The organism is Rhodovulum iodosum (assembly GCF_041020385.1).
GTDB classification, from domain to species: Bacteria; Pseudomonadota; Alphaproteobacteria; order Rhodobacterales; family Rhodobacteraceae; genus Rhodovulum; species Rhodovulum iodosum.
This window is the reverse complement of the sequence record NZ_JBEHHI010000002.1, coordinates 575,862-594,330: the sequence shown is the minus strand read 5'-3', so window position 1 is coordinate 594,330 and position 18,469 is coordinate 575,862. Positions and strand designations below refer to the sequence as shown.

General features: G+C 67.5%; 22 protein-coding genes. 16 read left to right on the top strand and 6 right to left on the bottom strand.

Going from position 1 to position 18,469, the window contains the following annotated elements; genetic code table 11:
- The first annotated feature begins 3 nt into the window (after nt 1-3).
- From Ga0609869_RS12020 to Ga0609869_RS12010, 3 genes are all read left to right on the top strand, one after another.
- A complete protein-coding gene (locus tag Ga0609869_RS12020) occupies nt 4-1,482 on the top strand; it encodes a carboxypeptidase M32 (protein ID WP_125404168.1) in 1,479 nt (492 codons plus the stop codon).
- A 54-nt stretch (nt 1,483-1,536) separates the two neighbouring features.
- On the top strand, nt 1,537-1,794 hold the full coding sequence (locus tag Ga0609869_RS12015; protein WP_125404167.1) for a hypothetical protein: 258 nt from the start codon (nt 1,537-1,539) through the stop codon (nt 1,792-1,794).
- 182 nt (nt 1,795-1,976) lie between these two features.
- Nucleotides 1,977-2,126, top strand: coding sequence for a hypothetical protein (locus Ga0609869_RS12010; RefSeq protein ID WP_170168783.1), 150 nt, complete (start codon nt 1,977-1,979; stop codon nt 2,124-2,126).
- A 51-nt stretch (nt 2,127-2,177) separates the two neighbouring features.
- On the opposite strand, the gene Ga0609869_RS12005 is transcribed toward Ga0609869_RS12010, so the two are convergent.
- A complete protein-coding gene (locus Ga0609869_RS12005) occupies nt 2,178-2,966 on the bottom strand; it encodes an enoyl-CoA hydratase (protein WP_125404166.1) in 789 nt (262 codons plus the stop codon).
- A 59-nt stretch (nt 2,967-3,025) separates the two neighbouring features.
- Between Ga0609869_RS12005 and Ga0609869_RS12000 the strand changes: the two genes are divergently transcribed.
- On the top strand, nt 3,026-3,445 hold the full coding sequence (locus tag Ga0609869_RS12000; protein ID WP_125404165.1) for a PaaI family thioesterase: 420 nt from the start codon (nt 3,026-3,028) through the stop codon (nt 3,443-3,445).
- A 97-nt stretch (nt 3,446-3,542) separates the two neighbouring features.
- On the opposite strand, the gene speE is transcribed toward Ga0609869_RS12000, so the two are convergent.
- Nucleotides 3,543-4,403, bottom strand: a complete 861-nt coding sequence (speE, locus tag Ga0609869_RS11995) for a polyamine aminopropyltransferase (RefSeq protein WP_125404164.1) — start codon at nt 4,401-4,403, stop codon at nt 3,543-3,545.
- Between the two features lie 124 nt (nt 4,404-4,527).
- Nucleotides 4,528-5,034 (bottom strand): adenosylmethionine decarboxylase, encoded by a 507-nt coding sequence (speD, locus tag Ga0609869_RS11990; RefSeq protein WP_125404163.1) that lies wholly within the window; start codon nt 5,032-5,034, stop codon nt 4,528-4,530.
- A gap of 446 nt (nt 5,035-5,480) precedes the next feature.
- Between speD and rplM the strand changes: the two genes are divergently transcribed.
- The 12 genes from rplM to Ga0609869_RS11930 all read left to right on the top strand — a co-directional run bounded on the left by rplM (nt 5,481) and on the right by Ga0609869_RS11930 (nt 16,004).
- A complete protein-coding gene (gene rplM, locus Ga0609869_RS11985) occupies nt 5,481-5,945 on the top strand; it encodes a 50S ribosomal protein L13 (protein ID WP_125404162.1) in 465 nt (154 codons plus the stop codon).
- Nucleotides 5,945-6,439 (top strand): 30S ribosomal protein S9, encoded by a 495-nt coding sequence (rpsI, locus tag Ga0609869_RS11980; RefSeq protein ID WP_125404161.1) that lies wholly within the window; start codon nt 5,945-5,947, stop codon nt 6,437-6,439. The genes rplM and rpsI overlap by 1 nt, the downstream gene beginning before the upstream one ends.
- A 237-nt stretch (nt 6,440-6,676) precedes the next feature.
- On the top strand, nt 6,677-7,564 hold the full coding sequence (locus Ga0609869_RS11975) for an ABC transporter permease (RefSeq protein ID WP_125404160.1): 888 nt from the start codon (nt 6,677-6,679) through the stop codon (nt 7,562-7,564).
- Nucleotides 7,564-8,361, top strand: a complete 798-nt coding sequence (locus Ga0609869_RS11970) for an ABC transporter permease (protein WP_125404159.1) — start codon at nt 7,564-7,566, stop codon at nt 8,359-8,361. Before Ga0609869_RS11975 ends, Ga0609869_RS11970 begins: the two co-directional genes overlap by 1 nt.
- Nucleotides 8,358-9,467, top strand: a complete 1,110-nt coding sequence (locus Ga0609869_RS11965) for an ABC transporter ATP-binding protein (protein WP_245972183.1) — start codon at nt 8,358-8,360, stop codon at nt 9,465-9,467. Before Ga0609869_RS11970 ends, Ga0609869_RS11965 begins: the two co-directional genes overlap by 4 nt.
- Before the next feature lie 140 nt (nt 9,468-9,607).
- On the top strand, nt 9,608-10,453 hold the full coding sequence (locus tag Ga0609869_RS11960) for an arsenate reductase/protein-tyrosine-phosphatase family protein (RefSeq protein ID WP_125404158.1): 846 nt from the start codon (nt 9,608-9,610) through the stop codon (nt 10,451-10,453).
- A complete protein-coding gene (locus Ga0609869_RS11955; RefSeq protein WP_125404157.1) occupies nt 10,450-11,448 on the top strand; it encodes an ArsJ-associated glyceraldehyde-3-phosphate dehydrogenase in 999 nt (332 codons plus the stop codon). The genes Ga0609869_RS11960 and Ga0609869_RS11955 overlap by 4 nt, the downstream gene beginning before the upstream one ends.
- Nucleotides 11,445-12,713, top strand: coding sequence for an organoarsenical effux MFS transporter ArsJ (gene arsJ, locus Ga0609869_RS11950; RefSeq protein WP_125404156.1), 1,269 nt, complete (start codon nt 11,445-11,447; stop codon nt 12,711-12,713). The genes Ga0609869_RS11955 and arsJ overlap by 4 nt, the downstream gene beginning before the upstream one ends.
- Nucleotides 12,710-13,717: an ACR3 family arsenite efflux transporter gene (gene arsB, locus Ga0609869_RS11945; protein ID WP_125404155.1), complete on the top strand. Its 1,008-nt coding sequence runs from the start codon at nt 12,710-12,712 to the stop codon at nt 13,715-13,717. The genes arsJ and arsB overlap by 4 nt, the downstream gene beginning before the upstream one ends.
- Before the next feature lie 72 nt (nt 13,718-13,789).
- The gene (locus Ga0609869_RS11940) at nt 13,790-14,845 is read left to right on the top strand and encodes a permease (protein WP_211336794.1); all 1,056 of its coding nucleotides are present in this window, start codon (nt 13,790-13,792) and stop codon (nt 14,843-14,845) included.
- An 11-nt stretch (nt 14,846-14,856) separates the two neighbouring features.
- Nucleotides 14,857-15,093, top strand: a complete 237-nt coding sequence (locus Ga0609869_RS11935; protein WP_125404154.1) for a thioredoxin family protein — start codon at nt 14,857-14,859, stop codon at nt 15,091-15,093.
- Entirely contained in the window at nt 15,090-16,004 is a 915-nt protein-coding gene (locus Ga0609869_RS11930; protein WP_125404153.1) for an MBL fold metallo-hydrolase, read from the top strand. Before Ga0609869_RS11935 ends, Ga0609869_RS11930 begins: the two co-directional genes overlap by 4 nt.
- A 14-nt stretch (nt 16,005-16,018) precedes the next feature.
- Here Ga0609869_RS11930 and Ga0609869_RS11925 read toward each other — a convergent pair whose 3' ends face one another.
- The 3 genes from Ga0609869_RS11925 to Ga0609869_RS11915 are packed head-to-tail and all read right to left on the bottom strand — an operon-like array spanning nt 16,019 to nt 18,440.
- Nucleotides 16,019-16,636 (bottom strand): TetR/AcrR family transcriptional regulator, encoded by a 618-nt coding sequence (locus Ga0609869_RS11925; protein WP_125404152.1) that lies wholly within the window; start codon nt 16,634-16,636, stop codon nt 16,019-16,021.
- Nucleotides 16,629-17,510 (bottom strand): polyphosphate kinase 2, encoded by an 882-nt coding sequence (ppk2, locus tag Ga0609869_RS11920; protein WP_125404151.1) that lies wholly within the window; start codon nt 17,508-17,510, stop codon nt 16,629-16,631. The genes Ga0609869_RS11925 and ppk2 overlap by 8 nt, the downstream gene beginning before the upstream one ends.
- A gap of 9 nt (nt 17,511-17,519) precedes the next feature.
- Nucleotides 17,520-18,440 (bottom strand): alpha/beta fold hydrolase, encoded by a 921-nt coding sequence (locus Ga0609869_RS11915; RefSeq protein ID WP_125404244.1) that lies wholly within the window; start codon nt 18,438-18,440, stop codon nt 17,520-17,522.
- Between the last annotated feature and the right edge of the window lie 29 nt (nt 18,441-18,469).

The following is an 18,469-nucleotide window of genomic DNA, read 5'->3' as shown; positions in this document are numbered from 1 at the left end:
GCGATGAGCGCCTATGACGATCTGCTGGACCACCATCGCGAGACCGAGGCGCTGGCCGAGGTGATGGGCCGGCTGGGCTGGGACCAGGAAACCGTGATGCCGCGCGGCGGCGCCCAGCAGCGGGCCGAGGAAATGGGCGCGCTGGAGGGCGTGCTGCACCGCCGCCGCACCGACCCGCGCATCGGCGCGTGGCTGGCGTCGATCGACGAGGGCGGCCTCGGCGCGGCCGAGCGCGCGCAACTGCGCCATATCCGCCGCTCTTATTCGCGCGCCATGCGTTTGCCCGAGACACTGTCGGCCGAGCTGGCCCGGGTGACCAGCCGCGCCCAGGGCATCTGGGCCGAGGCGCGCGCGGCCGACGACGTGGCCCATTTCCTGCCCACGCTGACCGAGGTGATCCGGCTCAAGCGCGAAGAGGCCGCGGCGCTGGCCGAGGGCGGCGACCTGTACGACGCGCTGCTGGACGATTACGAACCCGGCGCGACGGGGCAGGGCATCGCCGAGATGTTCGACCGGATGCGCCCGCGGCTGGTCTCCCTGCGCGAGCGGATCATGGGGTCGGGGCGCGACCACCCGGCGCTGAGCGGCCGTTACGGCGCCGAGGCCCAGTTGACGCTGGCCCGCGAGATCGCCACCCATTTCGGCTATGACTGGCGCCACGGGCGGCTCGACAGTTCGGTGCACCCGTTCACGTCCGGCTCGGGCACCGATGTGCGCATCACCACACGGGTGGACGAGGCCGAACCGCTGGGATGCCTTTATTCCACGCTGCACGAGGTCGGCCACGGTGCCTACGAGCAGGGGATCGACCCCGCCTTTCACCTCACGCCGGTGGGCCATGGCGTGTCGATGGGCGTCCATGAAAGCCAAAGCCGGATCTACGAGAACCAGCTTGGCCGCAGCGCGGCGTTTTGCGGCTGGCTCTACGCCCGCTTCGGCGAGGTTTTCGGCCAGGCGGGCGCGGCTGACGCGCAGGCCTTTTACGCTGCCGTCAACCGGGTGCATTCGGGCTATATCCGCACCGAGGCCGACGAGGTGCATTACAACCTGCACATCATGCTGCGCTTCGACCTGGAGCGCGACCTGATCGCCGGGCGGCTGGAAGCGGCCGACCTGGAGGAGGCGTGGAACACGCGCTTTGCCGCCGATTTCGGCGTGGCGGTCGACAGGCCCGCGAACGGCGTCTTGCAGGATGTGCACTGGTCGGTGGGCCTTTTCGGCTATTTCCCGACCTACACGCTGGGCAATGTCTATGCCGGCTGTCTGTACCAGGCGCTGCGCGCCGCGGTGCCCGACCTCGACGCCGGTCTCGCCCGCGGCCATGCCGAGCCCGCCACCGATTGGCTGCGCGCGCATGTCCAGCGCCCCGGCGGGCTCTATGCCCCGGCCGAGGTGATCGAGAGGGCCTGCGGATTTGCCCCCCACGAAGGGCCGCTGCTGGACTATCTCGACACCAAGTTCGGGGCGGTCTACGGGCTGTGATCGGCCGCGTCGGGGGCTTTTCTAGCTGTCCGGTTTCTGTTACACGGCCATGTCATGGAGGAGATTGACACCGTGCTTCGCATGCTTGCGCGGCGGGCCCGACATGTGGCGGTGATGATCCTGGCGGGCTTCATGCGGCGGCGCCGGGCTGAAGACATCCAGGCCCGCCTGACAGAGCAGCCGCCCCGCGTCCAGGCGCTGATCGTGGCCGCCGTGCTGCTGGGACTGTTTTCGACCAGCATGCTGTTTGCCCAGGCGGGCGTGATCGGCCTGCTGGTGTTTTTCCTGCTGATCATCCTGTTGGTGAAATAGACCGCTCACATTCGTTTGATCTGCCCGCCAACGGCGGGCTTTTTTGTCTGTGTGTCAGCGGCTTATAGTTTGGTATACGGATGCATGCAGTTGAAATCCCACATTTTTTCCCACCTCCGGTGATCCGCTCGGGAAAGGGGCGCGTATCCCTTTCACAACACAAAACAGGAAAGGGAACTAAAATGGACCTCATCGGACCCCTCGCGCTCGGCACCATCGGCTTCGTCGTCGTGTTTGCCTACATCAACATGCGCCAGACCGAAGACCAACTGGCCGAGACGCGCAAGCGCAAGGCCGGCACCCCCAGCGCAAAGCCTATCGCGGCCGAATAAGGCCGCGCTCTTCTCCTCTCTACCGGGCAGGGAGCGCGCCCCTGCCTGCCCCTACCGCGCCCAGTCGGGCGGACGCTTTTGGATGAAGGCGTTGATTCCTTCGTCGGTATCGCGCCACATCATGTTCTCGACCATCACCTCCGACGTGTGCGCGTAGGCGCCGTCGACATCCATCTCGATCTGATCGTAGAAGGCACGCTTGCCGATCTTGACGGCGGCGTTGAGTTTCGACGCGATCGTTTCGGCCAGATCGGCCACCGCGCCGTCCTGCTCTTGGTGCGGGACGGCGCGATTGATCAGCCCGATCGCCTCGGCCTTGGCGCAATCGACGAAGGCGCCGGTCGTCAGCATCTCGAAGGCCTGCTTGCGCGGCACGTTGCGCGAGAGCGCCACCATCGGCGTTGAGCAGAACAGCCCGATATTCACCCCGTTCACGCCGAACCGCGTACCCTCGGCCGCCACGGCGAGGTCGCACGAGGCGACCAGCTGGCACCCGGCCGCGGTGGCGATGCCGTGGGGCGCGGCGATCACCGGCTGCGGCAGGCGCATGAGCCCGGTCATCACCCGGCCGCAGCGCGAGAAGAGATCGGCGAAATAGGCGCGTCCGCCATCCTCGGCCTGGCGGCCGGCCTGCATCTCTTTCAGATCGTGGCCGGCGCAGAATGCCTTGCCCGCGCCCTTGAGCACGACGACGCGGGTATCGCGGTCGTCGTTCAAGGCGTCGATCTGGGCCTGAAGCGCGGCCAGCATCGCGTCCGACAGCGCGTTCAGCCGTTCCGGCGCGTTCATCGTCAGCGTGGCGATCCCGCCGGCATCCTGCCGCAAAAGCAAATCGGTCATCTTGTCATTCCTCCCGGTTCCTGCAGACACTACGCGTCAAAACGGGAAGGGAAAAGAGCATGGAACCGGTGATGGACGCGGCGGCGCTGGAGGCGTTTCTCGCACGCGAGTTTCCCCAGGCGGCGGACGATTTCGTGGTCGAGGCGGTGGCGCCGATGGAGGTGCGGGTGCGCATGCCGGTGGCCGAGCGGCATTTGCGCCCCGGCGGCACGGTGTCGGGCCCGTCTATGTTCGCGCTGGCCGATGTGGGCATCTACCTCGCCGTGCTGGCGATGATCGGGCCCAAGGCGCTGGCGGTAACGACGAATTGTTCGATCGACTTCATGCGCAAGCCCGCGGCGGGGCGCGACCTGGTCTGCGCGGCGCGGCTGCTGAAGCTGGGCCGCGTGCTGGCGGTGGGCGACGCGCTGATCCATTCCGACGGGATGGACGGGGCGGTGGCGCGCGCCGGGCTGACCTATTCGATCCCGCCGCGCTAGGGGCGGCCGGGCAGGGGGGCTGTCCGCCCCCCGTCCCGGATGTGCATCCGGGACTCCCCCCGAGGATATTTTTCGCCAGAAGAAGCGGGGGCGGTGGCTATGGCAGGAGGTCCTGCACGTAGCCCGGCAGCGCGAAGGCGGCCTTGTGCACCGCGGGCGTGTAATAGCCGGTCTCGATGGCGGCGGCGGCAAAGCGCGCCTCGAGCGTGTCGAGCGGCACCGCGCGCGCGCCGCCGTCGGTGCCCCAGCCAAAGGCCATCGGGCCGCCGGCATAGGTGGGCACGGTGGCGAGGTAGCAGCCCCAGTCGGCGAAGAGCGCCTTGAACGCGCGAAGCGTGTCGGTCAGCTCGTCGCCCTGCATGAACGGCACGCCGTTCTGGGTGACCAGGATGCCGCCCGGGGTGAGCGCGCGCTTGGCGTGGCCATAGAACGTGTCGGTGAAGAGCACCTCGCCGGGGCCGATTGGGTCGGTGGAATCGACGATGATGACGTCGAATTTTTCCTGCGTCGTCTTCATGAAGGCGGCGCCGTCGTCGATGACGAGGGTCAGGCGCGGGTCGTCGAAGGCGCCCTGGCTGAGCATCGGAAGGTAGGTTTTCGAGAATTCGACCACGCCCGCATCGATTTCGACCATCGTGACATGCTCGACCGACGTGTGGCGCAGCGTCTCGCGCGCCATGCCGCCATCGCCGCCGCCGACGATCAGCACCCGTTTCGCCGCGCCATGGGCGAGGATCGGCAGGTGGGTCAGCATCTCGTGGTAGATGAAGTTGTCGCCCTCGGTGGTCTGGACCACGCCGTCGAGCGTAAGCACCCGGCCGAAGCGCGGGTTGGTGAAGACCCGCAGGCGCTGGTGGTCGGTCTCGCTGTCGTAGAGAAGCTCTGTCTCCTGGAGGGCCTGGGCGTAGCCGTCATGCAGGGTCTCGACCGACCAGCCCGGTATCCGCGTGTCGCTCATGTCTTCGCTCCCGATTTCTGGGGCCGACCTTGCCCGCCCGGCCGAGGCGCGGCAAGGCCGCGGCGCGAAACGGAAAATGCGCGCCGTCCAGCGGGGACGGCGCGCGGATCGCGGGCAGGGCGGCTCAGGCGGCCTGTTCTTCGGTGACCAGGCCGTCGCCGCGCAACAACTCTTTCACGCGGACATCGGCGGTGCCGAAGGCGCGGGCCAGAACATCGACCGCGCGCCACGGCAGGGCATCGCCGCACATGAACACGTCGAAGGCGCCATAGCCGATCTCGGGCCAGGTGTGCACCGAGATGTGCGACTCGGCCAGCACCGCCACGCCAGAGACGCCCTGGGGCGAAAACTTGTGCGTGTGGATGTGCAGAAGCGTCGCGCCGCATTCGTCGACGCAGTCGCGGAACGCCTGCTGGATGCGGGCCTCGTCGTCCAGGCCGTGGCCGTTCACCACCTCGATGATGAGATGCGTGCCGGCAAACACCCGGCCGTCGCGGCGGATGAAGTGATCGTCGCGGGTGTCGTCGAACACGTCGCGGGTCGTGGGTGCAGCCGAAGGGCTGCGGGTGTCTTCCGCATGGGCGCCTGTCTCCAGACCGATCCCCAGTTGGAAGAGGTTGGCGTCTGTCATGGCGCGCCCCTTCTGACCAGTAGATTGAATCCAGTCGGTTCCTTAGCGCCCCCCCGGTATGGCCCGAAGTTGGGATCGGTTCCGATCGTGAGTGGGACGTAAGGAACAAGCGGGATTCGATCAATAGGGAATATGCGAAATCTTCGCGCCGGACGCCGGTGTTGCAAAAACCGCCCGCCGCGCGCCGGGCCCGGGGCGCGGGCCCGTTCGGTTGCGGTCGGGGGCCGGTCGTGCGGCGATGCAGGCCCTGCGCGGTGCGCGGCGGGGCGGAAAACGCGCCCAAGACATGGGGTAAAATGATACCGTAATTCTAGGCCATTGGTTTGGAATGATAATTTGCCGATGATGCCCCTTGACTGGACGCGGCAAATGCTTAGAACTGCGCCATCCCGAGCTCGGCGGCGCCCGCGTGCCGCCCTGGACCTCTCATCCGATAGGGCAGAGTAATGAAAACCTACACCGCTACCCCGGCGGATATCGAGAAGAAGTGGATCATCATCGACGCCGAGGGCGTCGTGCTGGGCCGTCTCGCCTCGATCGTCGCCATGCGCCTGCGCGGCAAGCACAAGCCGTCGTTCACGCCTCATATGGACATGGGCGACAACGTCATCGTCATCAATGCCGACAAGGTGCAGATGACCGGCTCGAAGCGCACCGACAAGAAATACTACTGGCACACCGGCCATCCCGGCGGGATCAAGCACCGCACCGCGGAGCAGATCCTCGACGGCGCCCATCCCGAGCGCGTCGTGACCCAGGCGGTCAAGCGCATGCTGCCGGCCAACCGGCTGTCGCGCAAGCAGATGACCAACCTGCGCGTCTATGCCGGAACCGAGCATCCGCACGAGGCGCAGCAGCCCGAGGTGCTGGACGTCAAGTCGATGAATTCCAAGAACACGCGGAGCGCATGATGGCTGAAGAAATCAAATCCCTCGACGAGCTGAACGCCGTCGTCTCGGGGTCCGAGGACGCCGTCGTTGCCGAACCCGAAGTCCCGCGCGAGCCCGAGCGCGACTCGCTTGGCCGCTCTTACGCCACCGGCAAGCGGAAGGACGCGGTCGCCCGTGTCTGGATCAAGCCCGGCTCGGGCAAGGTCATGGTCAACGGCAAGGACATGAGCGCCTATTTCGCGCGCCCGGTGCTGCAGATGATCCTGCGCCAGCCGTTCCAGGTCGCCGGCGTGGTCGACGAGTTCGACGTGCAGGCCACCGTCAAAGGCGGCGGGCTGTCGGGGCAGGCCGGTGCGGTCAAGCACGGCATCTCGAAGGCGCTGCAGCTTTACGACCCGGGCTTGCGCGCCCCGCTCAAGGCCGCGGGCTTCCTGACTCGCGACAGCCGTGTGGTGGAACGCAAGAAGTTCGGCCGCCGCAAGGCCCGCCGGAGCTTCCAGTTCTCCAAGCGTTAAGACGCTGGTCCGGCTTTCTCGACGGGGCCGCGCCATGGGCGCGGCCCTTTGCGTTTTCGCGGCCCCGCGGGCTTTGGAAACGCCCTTTGCCGGGTTCCTTCAAGGAATTCTGCGCCCGGCCTGCCCGTTTGCGCGGCAGCGGGCGGAAATCCCGGCCCGGTGGATGCACGCCCCCTTGCGCGGGGCGCTCTGTGTTCCCATGATCCCTCCCGCAGATGGGGGAGGCCACCGCAGGGCATGAGCGACACCGGATCGAGGCCCCGTGCAGGACGGGGCGAGGCGGCGCGGGGGGCCCTGCTGGTCGGCCCGCCGTTTCTCTATGCGCTGCTGCTGCTGGCGGTGCCGCTGGGCGCCATCGGGCTTTTCAGCTTCTGGACGCAGGATTACCTGACACTCGACACCACCCTGACGCTGAAGAACTATCGCGAGGCGTTTACCGAACCGCTTTACATGCAGCTTTTGCTGCGCTCGCTCATGATCTCGGGGGCGGTCACGGTGGCGACCGTTCTGCTGGCCTTTCCGGTGGCCTATTACGTCTCGTTCCATGTCCGGCCCGAGCGCAAGGCGATGTGGATCTTCCTGATCACCATCCCGTTCTGGACCTCTTACCTGATCCGGGTGTTTTTGTGGAAGGTGATCCTGGGCTTCAACGGGGTTATCAACACCACGCTGCAAGGCATTGGGATAATTGATGAACCCTTGCGTTTTATCCTTTACAACGCGAACGCGGTGGTGATCACGCTGGCGCATGCCTTCGCGCCCTTCGCCATCCTGCCGATCTTCGTGGCGCTGGAAAAGATCGACCGCTCGCTCCTGGAGGCCAGCCGCGACTTGGGCGAGACCCATGTCACCACCTTTCTCAGGGTCACCCTGCCCCTGGCCATGCCGGGCGTCGTGGCGGCGGTGCTGATCGTCTTTATCCCCACCATCGGCGATTACGTCACGCCGCGGCTGGTGGGCGGGCCCAACGGGCTGATGATCGCCAACATGATCCAGACCCAGTTCCTGAAGCTCAACAACGCGCCGATGGGCGCGGCGCTGGCGGTTCTGGCGATGGCGATGGTCGGCGCGGTCTCGCTGGTCTTTCTCGCGCTCACGCGGCGCTATCTGAGGGGGCGGGGCTGATGGGGCTGCGCATCTACGCCGTTCTTTACCTGATCTTTCTTTACGCGCCGATCGCGCTGCTGCCGATTTTCGCCTTCAACGACGGCACGATCATCGCCTTCCCCCTGCGAGGCTTTACCACCGAGTGGTTCCGGCAACTCACCGAAATTCCGGCGCTGCACGGCGCTGTGCTGAACAGCCTGATCATCGCGGTGTCCTCGGCGGTGATTGCCACGCTTCTGGGGATCTGCGCCGCGCGGGCGGCCACGCGCTTCGTCTTTCCGGGCAAGAAGGGCATCATGGGGCTGATCATGCTGCCGCTGGTGCTGCCCGAGATCATCGTCGCGGTGTCGCTGCTGGTGGTGCTCTTGCAACTGGGGCTGCCGCTGGGGGCCTGGACGGTGGTGCTGGGCCATGTGCTGATCTGCGTGCCGTTTTCCGTGGCGATCCTGAACTCGGCCTTCCAGAGCCTCGACGTGTCGCTGGAAGAGGCCGCCATCGACCTGGGCGAGACGCGCTGGTCGAGCTTTCGCCTGATCACCCTGCCGCTGGTGATGCCGGGGATCATCTCGTCGCTGCTGATCTCGTTCACCATTTCGCTCGACGAGTTCATCATCGCGTTTTTCCTGACCGGGACCGACCCGACGCTGCCGGTCTACCTGTGGGGCCAGTTGCGGTTTCCGCAGAAAATCCCGGTGGTTATGGCACTCGGCACGCTTTTGGTGCTGGCCTCGGTGATCTTGCTTGCCGTGGCAGAATATGTCCGCCGCCGGGGCGCCGCGCGCACCGGACAGCGCGATACGGGAGGATTGATGTGAAGGACACCACCGGAATCGACCGGCCGATCATCGCGCTGCAGGGCGTCGAGAAATATTACGGCGACTACCAGGCCCTGAGGGGCATCACTGCCGATATCGGCGCGGGCGAGTTCTTTTCGCTGCTGGGCCCTTCGGGCTGCGGCAAGACCACGCTATTGCGTACCATCGCCGGGTTCGAGGCGCCCAGCGCCGGGCGGCTGAGCATCGACGGGCGCGACATGTCGCGGGTGCCGGCCAACCGGCGGCCCACCAACATGGTGTTTCAGTCCTACGCGATCTTTCCCCATCTCAGCGTGGCCGAGAACGTGGGGTTCGGCCTGCGCCGTTCGGCGCTGTCGAAGGAGGAAAACAGCCGCCGGGTGGGCGAGGCGCTGGAGATGGTCGGGCTGGGCGGCTACGGCAGCCGTGCCGCGCACGCCCTGTCGGGCGGGCAGCGGCAGCGCGTCGCGCTGGCCCGCGCGCTGATCCTCAAGCCCAAGGTGCTGCTGCTGGACGAGCCGCTGTCGGCGCTCGACCGCAAGCTGCGCGAGACCATGCAGATGGAGCTGCGCAAGCTTCAGCGGCAGGTCGGCATCACCTTCGTTCTGGTCACCCACGACCAGGAAGAGGCTCTGATCATGTCCGACCGGATCGCGGTGATGTTCGATGGGCAGATCGCGCAACTGGACGACCCGCAGACGCTCTACCGCCGCCCGGTCAGCCGGCAGGTGGCCGATTTCATCGGGGTGATGAACTTCCTGCCCGCCCAGGCCGAGGCGCAGGAGGGCCGGCAGGTGGCGGTGACGATCCCCGGGCTTGGCCGCGCCGAGATCGACGCCGAGCAGGTGCCCGGCGGCCTGCATCCGGGGCAGGCGGCCAGCGTCGGCATCCGCCCCGAGACGATGTCGATCCTGTTCGCCGGCGAAGAGACCGAGCGGCGCGTGGCCCAGGCGACGGTCGAGGATTTGGCCTATTACGGCGACATGACCTACTACACCGTGCGGATGAGGGGCGTCGATGCGCCGCTGACCATCTCGATGAAGAATCTGGTGGGCCGTCCGGTGCTGGCCCGCGGCACGGAGACGCGGGTGGCCTGGGATGCGCGTTCGCTGGTGCTTTTCGCGTGAGCGCGGGCTGAGATCACCGCGGCGCAGCGCCGGGGCGGTTTTGGCACCGCCGGGGCCACTGGGTTTCGGCGCAGGCGAAAATGGGGCGTTTCCACCCTGACACGACTTGCCTCGGCCTGTAATTCCGATATTCTGGAAATATGGAAGAAGAGATTCCCTCGCAACTCGGAACCCTCGGCCACCCGCACCGCCTGGCGATCTTTCGCCTGTTGATGCGGCGCTACCCCGACCGGGTGCCGGCGGGCGAGATCGGCGCGGCGCTGGGGCTCAAGCCGTCGACGCTGTCGGCCTACCTCGCGGCGCTGATGCGCACGCGGCTGGTCAGCCAGACGCGAGAGGGCACATCGCTTCGATATTCCGTCGATGTCACAGAGGTGCGACGTACCTTTGATTATCTGTTCTTCGAATGCTGCCGCGGGCGCCCGGAAATCTGTTCGCCCGTGTCCTTTCCTTCTCAGACAGGACCCGATCCCATGTCCGATCGAAAATACAACGTCCTCTTCATCTGCACCGGCAACTCGGCGCGGTCGATTTTTGCCGAGTCGATCCTGCGTGCCGAGGCGGGCGAGCGTTTCAACGCCTATTCCGCCGGCACCAAGCCCTATTCGGAGCTGAACCCGTTCGCGGTTCGGGTGCTCAAGGACAAGGGCTACGATGTCTCGGTTCTGCGCGCCAAGAACGTCTCGGAATTCAGCGGGCCCGACGCACCGCACCTGGATTTCGTCTTTACCGTTTGCGACCAGGCCGCCAACGAGGAATGCCCCGCCTGGGAGGGCCAGCCGGTGACCGCCCATTGGGGCATGCCCGACCCGGTCAAGACCGAGGGCACCGACGCCGAGAAAAGCCTGGCCTTCCAGCACGCCTACGGTGCGCTGCGCAATCGCATCCACGCCTTTACCGCGCTGCGGCTCGACACGCTCGACCGCATCGCGCTGCAAAGGGCCGTGGACGATATCGGCCGCCAAGCGTCCGAGGTGGAGTCTTGACGGTCTATGCGCTGAACGGCCTTGGGCGCATCGGCAAGCTCGCCCTGCGTCCGCTGCTGGAACGCGGCGCCGAGATCGCCTGGATCAACGACGCGGTGGGCGACCCCGAGATGCACGCGCATCTGCTGGAATTCGACACCGTCCACGGGCGGTGGGGCGCCGCCTTTTCCCATGACCGCGGCAGCGTCACGGTCGACGGCACGCGCCTGCCCTTCATAGGCTCGCCCCGCATCGACGATTTGCCGCTCGACGGGGTCGACGTGGTGATCGACTGCACCGGTGTTTTCAAATCCGAGGCCAAGCTCGCCCCGTATTTCGAGGCGGGTGTGAAAAAGGCGGTCGTCTCGGCCCCGGTCAAGGATGGCGGCGCGGCCAATATCGTCTACGGGGTCAATCACGACATCTACGACCCCGCGCGCCACCGCATCGTCACCGCGGCCTCCTGCACGACCAACTGCCTGGCCCCGGTTGTTAAGGTCGTGCATGAACAGGTCGGCATCCGTCACGGGGTCATCACCACGATCCACGACGTGACCAACACCCAGACCATCGTCGACCGCCCGGCCAAGGATCTGCGCCGCGCCCGCTCGGCGCTGAATTCGCTGATCCCGACGACCACGGGCAGCGCGACGGCGATCACGCTGATCTATCCCGAGCTTACGGGCCGGCTGAACGGCCACGCGGTGCGGGTGCCGCTGCTGAACGCCTCGTTGACCGATTGCGTCTTCGAGATGGAGCGCGCGGTGACGGCCGAAGAGGTCAACGCGCTGTTCCAGGCTGCGGCCGAGGGCCCGCTGAAGGGCATCCTTGGCTACGAGGAGCGGCCGCTGGTGTCGGCCGATTACGTCAACGACACCCGGTCGGGCATCGTCGACGGGCCGTCCACCATGGTGGTGAACGGCACGCAGCTCAAGGTTTATGCCTGGTACGACAACGAGATGGGCTATGCCCACCGGCTGGTCGACGTGGCGCTGATGGTGGGGCGCGCGCTGTGACCGGGCGCCCCGACGGCCTTTCTGCCTATATCGCCGTGACCGCGGCCTATTGGGCCTTCATGCTGACCGACGGCGCGCTGCGAATGCTGGTGCTCTTGCACTTTCACACGCTGGGCTTCACGCCGGTCCAGCTGGCCTACCTCTTCGTGCTTTACGAGATTGCCGGGATGCTCACCAACCTCTCGGCGGGCTGGATCGCGGCGCGCTTCGGGCTCACCTCGACGCTTTATGCCGGGCTCGGGTTGCAGGTGCTGGCCTTGATCGCGCTGGCGCAGCTCGATCCGGGCTGGGCGCTCGGCGTTTCGGTCGCCTATGTGATGGCGGTGCAAGGTGCCAGCGGCGTGGCCAAGGACCTTGCCAAGATGTCCTCGAAATCGGCGGTCAAGCTGCTGGCGCCGGCCGACGGGGCGGGGCTTTTCCGCTGGGTCGCTGTGCTGACGGGGTCGAAGAACGCGGTCAAGGGGGTCGGCTTCCTGCTGGGGGCGGCGCTCTTGGCGAGCCTGGGCTTTGTCTGGTCGGTGCTGGCGATGGCGGCGGTTCTGGCGGCAATCCTGGTGGCCGTGCTGATCGCGATGCCGCCGGGTCTGCCCAAGGGCCGAAAAGGCACCAAGTTTTCCGAGGTCTTCTCGAAATCGGCCAATGTCAACTGGCTGTCGGCGGCGCGGGTGTTCCTCTTCGGCGCGCGCGACGTGTGGTTCGTCGTCGGCATCCCGATCTATTTCTACGCGGTGCTCTCGGACGGAACCGAGGCGGGCAACCGCGCCGCCTTTTTCATGATCGGCAGCTTCATGGCGGTCTGGATCATCCTCTACGGGGCGGTGCAGGCCGCCGCACCGCGGCTGTTGCGCGCCGCGACGCGACCCGAGGGCGAACTGGTCGGCGCGGCGCGGGGCTGGGCGGCTCTGCTCTTCTTGGTGCCGGCGGGGCTGAGCGTGGCCGCGCTGATCTCGCCACAGCCGCAGCCCTGGCTGACGGTGACGCTGGTCGGGGGGCTGCTGGTCTTCGGCGCGATCTTCGCCATCAACTCGTCGCTGCATTCCTACCTGATCCTTGCCTTCACCAAGGCCGAGCGCGTGACCATGGATGTCGGGTTCTACTACATGGCCAACGCCGCCGGACGGCTGATCGGGACGGTGTTGTCGGGGCTGACCTTCCAGATCGGTGGGCTTGCGCTGACGCTCGGGACGGCGGCGGCCATGGTGGCGCTGTCGGCGCTGGCCGCGGGGCGGCTGCGCGCGCCGCCACCGCTGGAGGCCTCGGCATGAGCATCTTCGAACGCTTCCTGACCCTTTGGGTCGCGCTCGCCATGGTGGCGGGCATCGCGCTGGGCCACCTGCTGCCGGGGCTCTTCGCCGCGGTCGCCGCGGCCGAGGTTGCGCGCGTCAACCTCGTGGTCGCGGTCCTGATCTGGGCCATGGTCTACCCGATGATGGTCGGCGTCGATCCCGGCGCGCTGAAAAACGTCGTCCGCCAGCCCCGCGGGCTGGCGATCACGCTGGCGGTCAACTGGCTGGTCAAGCCCTTCACCATGGCCGCCCTCGCGGTGCTGTTTTTCGAGCATGTCTTCGCCGATCTCATCGCGCCCGAGGACGCCCGGCAATACATCGCGGGCCTGATCCTGCTGGGCGCCGCGCCTTGCACCGCGATGGTGTTCGTCTGGTCGCAGCTGACGCGGGGCGACGAGGGTTACACGCTGTTGCAGGTGTCGGTGAACGACGTGGTCATGGTCTTTGCCTTCGCGCCGATCGTGGCATTCCTGCTGGGGGTCACCGACATCGCCGTGCCGTGGCAGACGCTGCTGCTGTCGGTCGTGCTGTTCGTCGCGCTGCCCTTCGCGGCTGGGATCGCGACGCGCTACAGGCTGGGCTCCGAGGCGCGGATCGGGGCCTTTCGAGACCGGATCAAGCCCTGGTCGGTCGTCGGGCTGATCGCCACGGTGGTGATCCTCTTCGGGTTGCAGGGCAGCGTGATCCTCGACCGGCCGCTGGTGATCGGGCTGATCGCGGTGCCGATCCTGATCCAGTCCTACGGCATCTTCGCGCTGGCCTATGCGGCGGCCTATGCGTTGAAGGTGCCCCACCGCATCGCCGCACCCTGCGCGCTGATCGGCACGTCGAATTTCTTCGAGCTGGCGGTGGCCGTGGCGATCAGCCTGTTCGGGCTCAATTCCGGCGCGGCGCTGGCGACGGTGGTGGGCGTGCTGGTGGAGGTGCCGGTCATGCTGTCGCTCGTCGCGTTCGCCAACCGGACACGCGCGCGCTTTGCCTGAGCGTGCCGCCGTGATCCAGATCAAGGCGCGCGGCCCCGTCTCTTTGGCACATCCAGTGGACCAGGAGGCATCGTGACAGCCGAGACACGAACATTTCCGCCGTACCGCCTGCCGGGCTGGGCCTGGCACCTGGCGCTGGTCGCCGCTGTCGCGGCCTGGGTGCTTGTCTATCGCCAGCTTTCGCCGCTTGCCGAGGCGATGACCGCGCTCTTGCCGGTGGCGCGCGACAGCCATGCCGGCGAGGCCATCGCGTTTTTCCTCTACGACGTGCCCAAGGTGATGATGCTGCTCACCCTGATCGTTTTCGTCATGGGGGTGGTGCGGAGCTGGTTCAGCCCGGAAAAGACCCGCGCGCTGCTGTCGGGCCGGCGCGAGGGGGTCGGCAACGTGATGTCGGCCGGTCTGGGCATCCTCACGCCCTTCTGCTCGTGCTCGGCGGTGCCGCTTTTCATCGGGTTCGTCTCGGCGGGCGTGCCGCTGGGGGTGACTTTCTCGTTCCTGATCGCGGCGCCGATGGTCAACGAGGTGGCGCTGGTGCTGCTGTTCGGCCTGGTTGGCTGGACCGTCGCACTGACCTACCTGGCCTTCGGCCTCGGCATCGCCATCGTGGCGGGCTTCGTCATCGGCAAGCTGCGGCTGGAAGGCTGGCTGCAGGACTGGGTGCGCGAGATCAACGCCGGCACCGCCGCGCCGCCCGAAGACGACGCCCCGACCCTGGTCGGCCGCTACAAGCTGGGCATCCGGGCGGTGCGCGAGATCGTCGCCAAGGTCTGGGTCTGGATCCTGCTGGGCATCGGCATCGGCGCCCTGATCCACGGCTATGTGCCCGAGGCGCTGATGGCCCGTATCATGGGCGCCGATGCGTGGTGGTCGGTGCCCGCGGCGGTGCTGATCGGCATCCCCATGTACACCAACGCCGCGGGCGTCATCCCGATCGTCGAGGCGCTGTTGGGCAAGGGGGCGGCGCTGGGCACCGTGCTGGCCTTCATGATGAGCGTGATCGCGCTCAGCCTGCCCGAGATGATCATCCTGCGGCAGGTGCTGACGCTGCGCCTGATCGCGGTGTTCGTCGGCGTCGTGGCCAGCGGTATCCTGACCGTCGGCTTTCTGTTCAACGCGATTTTCTGAGGGAGAAGGACATGAAGAACGTCAAGGTCTACGGCCCCGGCTGCGCGCGCTGCGAGAGCACGGCCGAGATGGTCAGGCAGGCGGCCGAAAAGCTGGGCGTCGTGGTCGAGGTCGAAAAGGTGAGCGACGCGAAATCCATCGCCATGGCCGGCGTGATGTCGACCCCGGGGATCAGCATCGACGGCAAGCTGGTGCACGCGGGCGGGCTGCCCGACGCGGCAAGGCTTGAAGGCTGGCTTTCGGCATGACGCTTGCCCGCGCCGCGCTCGTCTGCCTGTCGCTGACCCCCGGCCTCGCCGCGGCCGGCGAACTCGACATTCAACCCGTGACAGACGGCGTCTGGGCCATCGTCGGGGAAATGGCCCAGCGCAGCCCCGAAAACCTGGGCAACAACGCCACCTTCGGCCTGGTCGTCACCGGGGCCGGCGCGGTGCTGGTCGACCCCGGCGGGTCGTGGAAGGGGGCCGAGGCACTGCATGGCGCGATCCGCACGGTGACCGACCGGCCCGTGGCCTACGTGATCGACACCGGCGGGCAGGACCACCGCTGGCTCGGCAACGGCTATTGGCAGGCCCGGGGCGCAACCGTCATCGCCTCGGCGCCCGCACTGGCCGACCAGGCCGACCGCGCCTCGATGCAGATGACGGCGCTGGCCACGCTGCTGGGCGACGGGCTGGAGGGCACCGAGCCCGCGCAGGCCGACATCGTCTTTCAGGACAGCTACACGCTGGAATTCGGCGGGCTGAGCTTTCGGATCGTCCATCCCGGCCCGGCCCACACGCCCGGCGACAGCTTTGTCTGGGTGCCGGACAAGGCGACCGTGTTTACCGGCGACATCGTCTATGTCGGGCGCTTGCTGGGGGTCGGGCCGCAAAGCTCGATCAAGGACTGGCCGGCGGCGTTCGAGGCGATTGCGGCGCTCGACCCGGCGCATGTCGTCCCCGGCCACGGCCCGGCCACGACACTGGACCGGACGCGGGCCGAAACCTACGACTACCTGGTCAACCTGCGCAGCCAGATCGCCGCGCTGATCGAGGAGGGCGGCGGCATCATGGAGGCGCCGCAGGTCGACCAGTCGGCCTTTGCCCATCTCGAACAGTTCGACAGCCTGGCCGGCCGCAACGCCCAGACCGCGTTTGAACAGATGGAGTGGGAATAGCCGCCCCGGCGCGATCAGGTATCCGCCGAGATCAGCCCCAGCCCGCGCAGGTAGATGCCGATGCCGCTTTCCAGCAGCTCTTCGGCCGGGAAGGGCGCGCGGGCGCCCGGCGTGCCGCGGGTATATAGCTCGACCACCCCGTGGGACATCGCCCAGATATGCGCCGTGACCATCGCCACCGGCGGGCGCTTGGACTCGGGAATGTGGTCGGAGAGGTCGCGCGCGGCGCGCTCCAGCACGGCGCTGGCGCGGCCCGCCACCACGCTGAGATCGGGATTGGCGTTGATCGACAGGCCCGATTCGAACATCGCCATGTAATGGCCGGGATATTTCCGGGCGAAGGCCAGATAGGCCCGGCCCACCGCCTCGAGGCTGGACAGCGCCGAGGGCTGGCCGGTCTGGTAGGCGTATTCCATGAGGTCGGCAAAGATGACATAGCCCTGGCGCGCGGCCTCGGCGATCAGGTCTTCGCGCCCCTGGAAATGGCGGTAGACGGCGGCGGGCGTCACCCCGGCGGCCTTGGCCGCCTCGCTGAGGGTAAATCCCTGCGGGCTTTTGGCCTCGATCAGCGACAGCGCGGCATCGACGAGGGCCTGTTTCAGATTGCCGTGGTGATAGCCGCGCTTAGACATTCCAGATCTCGGGGCCGCCGCAAATCTTGGGGTCGGGCGTGCCCACGATATCGGGCTCCTTGCCGGCATAATCGAGCCCCGAAAGCACGCGGCGGATGGCGGCCAGCCGCGCGCGGCGCTTGTCGTCGGTGCGGATCACCGTCCATGGCGCGTCGGTGGAATGGCTGCGCGAAAACGTCTCTGCGATGGCGCCGGAATAGGCGTCCCAGCGTTTCAGCCCCTCGACGTCGATCCAGCTGAGTTTCCATTGTTTCAGCGGGTCGCTCTCGCGCTTGAGAAACCGGCGCAGCTGTTCGGCCCGGCCCACGTTGAGCCACAGCTTGATCAGGTGGATGCCCTCGTCGACCAGCATCTCCTCGAAGCGCGGCACCTGGTGGAAGAAATGCTCGCGCTCGGCCGCGGTGCAAAAGCCGAACACATGCTCGACCACGGCGCGGTTGTACCACGAGCGGTCGAAAAAGACGATCTCGCCGCCAGCCGGAAGATGCTCGACATAGCGCTGGAAATACCACTCGCGCTTTTCCCGGTCCGAGGGGGCCGACAGCGCCACGACGCGCGCCACCCGCGGGTTGAGGTTTTCCCGAAACCGCTTGATCGTGCCGCCCTTGCCGGCGGCGTCGCGTCCTTCGAACAGCACCGCAACGCGCACACCTTCAGCCTTTACATGGGCCAGAAGCTTGACCAGCTCGATCTGCAGCGCCTCAAGCTCGCTGTCGTAGATGTCGCCGTCGAGCCGTTTGTCGTAGGGGTAGCTCTCGGCCAGGATATCCTTCTTGCTGCCCTCGGCGATGGCCTCGCGCACGGCCTCGGGCGCCTCTTCTTCGTAAAAGCGGGTGATGGCCCCGTCGAAGGGCAGCGTGTCGGTCTTGTTCATGCCATTGACCTAGCCCGATTGGGCGCCCCGGCGCAATCCGGCCCGCGCGGCGGCGCGGTCGATCGCCGCGCGGGTGGCGCGCGGCGCGGCGTGGTGGACCATGTGGCCGACCCCGTCCAGCGCGGTCAGCCGCGCCCGGGGCAGACGCGCGGCCAGCGGGCGGGAATGGATGTCGATGCCGACGGTCCGGTCGGCGGTGCCGTGCACCACCTCGACCGGCAGGTCGAGGCCGGGGTAGCGCGCCGACATCTCGACGAGGCTCGGGCGCAGGCTGTCCACCTGCCGGGCGCTGGCGCGCAGGGTGGCGGGGCGCAGCGCGAGGTCGATGCCGACGAAATCGGCATAGCCGGCGGGCACCGGCTGGGGCGCGAAGAACCGCGCCAGCGCGCCGCGCGCCCGCGCCTCGGTGGCAACGGCCGAGACCAGCGCGCTGCCGAGCCCGGTCGAGGCCATCGAATACCAAGGTGCCAGCTGGCCCGGCCAGGGCATGGTCACCCCCGCCAATGTCACGACGCCGGCCACCCGCGCGGGGTGGTTCAGCGCCCAGGCCATCGCCACGGCGGCGCCGTAGGAATGGCCCAGCACGACCGCGCGGCGGATGCCCAGCCTGCCGGCGGCGGCGTCTAGCTGGGCCGCCTGCGCGGCGGGGCTGTCGCCGCGGTCGCTCAGCGCCTCGGAATAGCCCAGCCCCGGGCGGTCGAAGGCCGTGACGCGATAGGCCGGCGCCAGCCGGCCCGTCAGATCGAAGGTGAAATCGCGCAGGTTGCCCGACGCGCCGTGGATCAATATCACGTCGGGCCCGCGCCCCTCGGTCTGGTAATGCACCCGCCGCCCGCGCACCGTCAGAAACCGGCCGCTGGGCGGCGTCGCCGAGGGCGTTTCGGGCGTCGGCGCCGGGCCGCACGCGGACAGGCAGGCGGCCCCGGTCATGCCGAGGACGGTGCGGCGCGTGTATCGGG

Bases quoted from the DNA above. Each gene is read 5' to 3' on its own strand.
- Ga0609869_RS12020 (WP_125404168.1), top strand. From the start codon at position 4: ATGAGCGCCTATGACGATCTGCTGGACCACCATCGCGAGACCGAGGCG.
- Ga0609869_RS12015 (WP_125404167.1), top strand. From the start codon at position 1,537: ATGGAGGAGATTGACACCGTGCTTCGCATGCTTGCGCGGCGGGCCCGA.
- Ga0609869_RS12010 (WP_170168783.1), top strand. From the start codon at position 1,977: ATGGACCTCATCGGACCCCTCGCGCTCGGCACCATCGGCTTCGTCGTC.
- Ga0609869_RS12005 (WP_125404166.1), bottom strand. From the start codon at position 2,966: ATGACCGATTTGCTTTTGCGGCAGGATGCCGGCGGGATCGCCACGCTG.
- Ga0609869_RS12000 (WP_125404165.1), top strand. From the start codon at position 3,026: ATGGAACCGGTGATGGACGCGGCGGCGCTGGAGGCGTTTCTCGCACGC.
- speE (WP_125404164.1), bottom strand. From the start codon at position 4,403: ATGAGCGACACGCGGATACCGGGCTGGTCGGTCGAGACCCTGCATGAC.
- speD (WP_125404163.1), bottom strand. From the start codon at position 5,034: ATGACAGACGCCAACCTCTTCCAACTGGGGATCGGTCTGGAGACAGGC.
- rplM (WP_125404162.1), top strand. From the start codon at position 5,481: ATGAAAACCTACACCGCTACCCCGGCGGATATCGAGAAGAAGTGGATC.
- rpsI (WP_125404161.1), top strand. From the start codon at position 5,945: ATGGCTGAAGAAATCAAATCCCTCGACGAGCTGAACGCCGTCGTCTCG.
- Ga0609869_RS11975 (WP_125404160.1), top strand. From the start codon at position 6,677: ATGAGCGACACCGGATCGAGGCCCCGTGCAGGACGGGGCGAGGCGGCG.
- Ga0609869_RS11970 (WP_125404159.1), top strand. From the start codon at position 7,564: ATGGGGCTGCGCATCTACGCCGTTCTTTACCTGATCTTTCTTTACGCG.
- Ga0609869_RS11960 (WP_125404158.1), top strand. From the start codon at position 9,608: ATGGAAGAAGAGATTCCCTCGCAACTCGGAACCCTCGGCCACCCGCAC.
- arsB (WP_125404155.1), top strand. From the start codon at position 12,710: ATGAGCATCTTCGAACGCTTCCTGACCCTTTGGGTCGCGCTCGCCATG.
- Ga0609869_RS11935 (WP_125404154.1), top strand. From the start codon at position 14,857: ATGAAGAACGTCAAGGTCTACGGCCCCGGCTGCGCGCGCTGCGAGAGC.
- Ga0609869_RS11930 (WP_125404153.1), top strand. From the start codon at position 15,090: ATGACGCTTGCCCGCGCCGCGCTCGTCTGCCTGTCGCTGACCCCCGGC.
- Ga0609869_RS11925 (WP_125404152.1), bottom strand. From the start codon at position 16,636: ATGTCTAAGCGCGGCTATCACCACGGCAATCTGAAACAGGCCCTCGTC.
- ppk2 (WP_125404151.1), bottom strand. From the start codon at position 17,510: ATGAACAAGACCGACACGCTGCCCTTCGACGGGGCCATCACCCGCTTT.
- Ga0609869_RS11915 (WP_125404244.1), bottom strand. From the start codon at position 18,440: ATGACCGGGGCCGCCTGCCTGTCCGCGTGCGGCCCGGCGCCGACGCCC.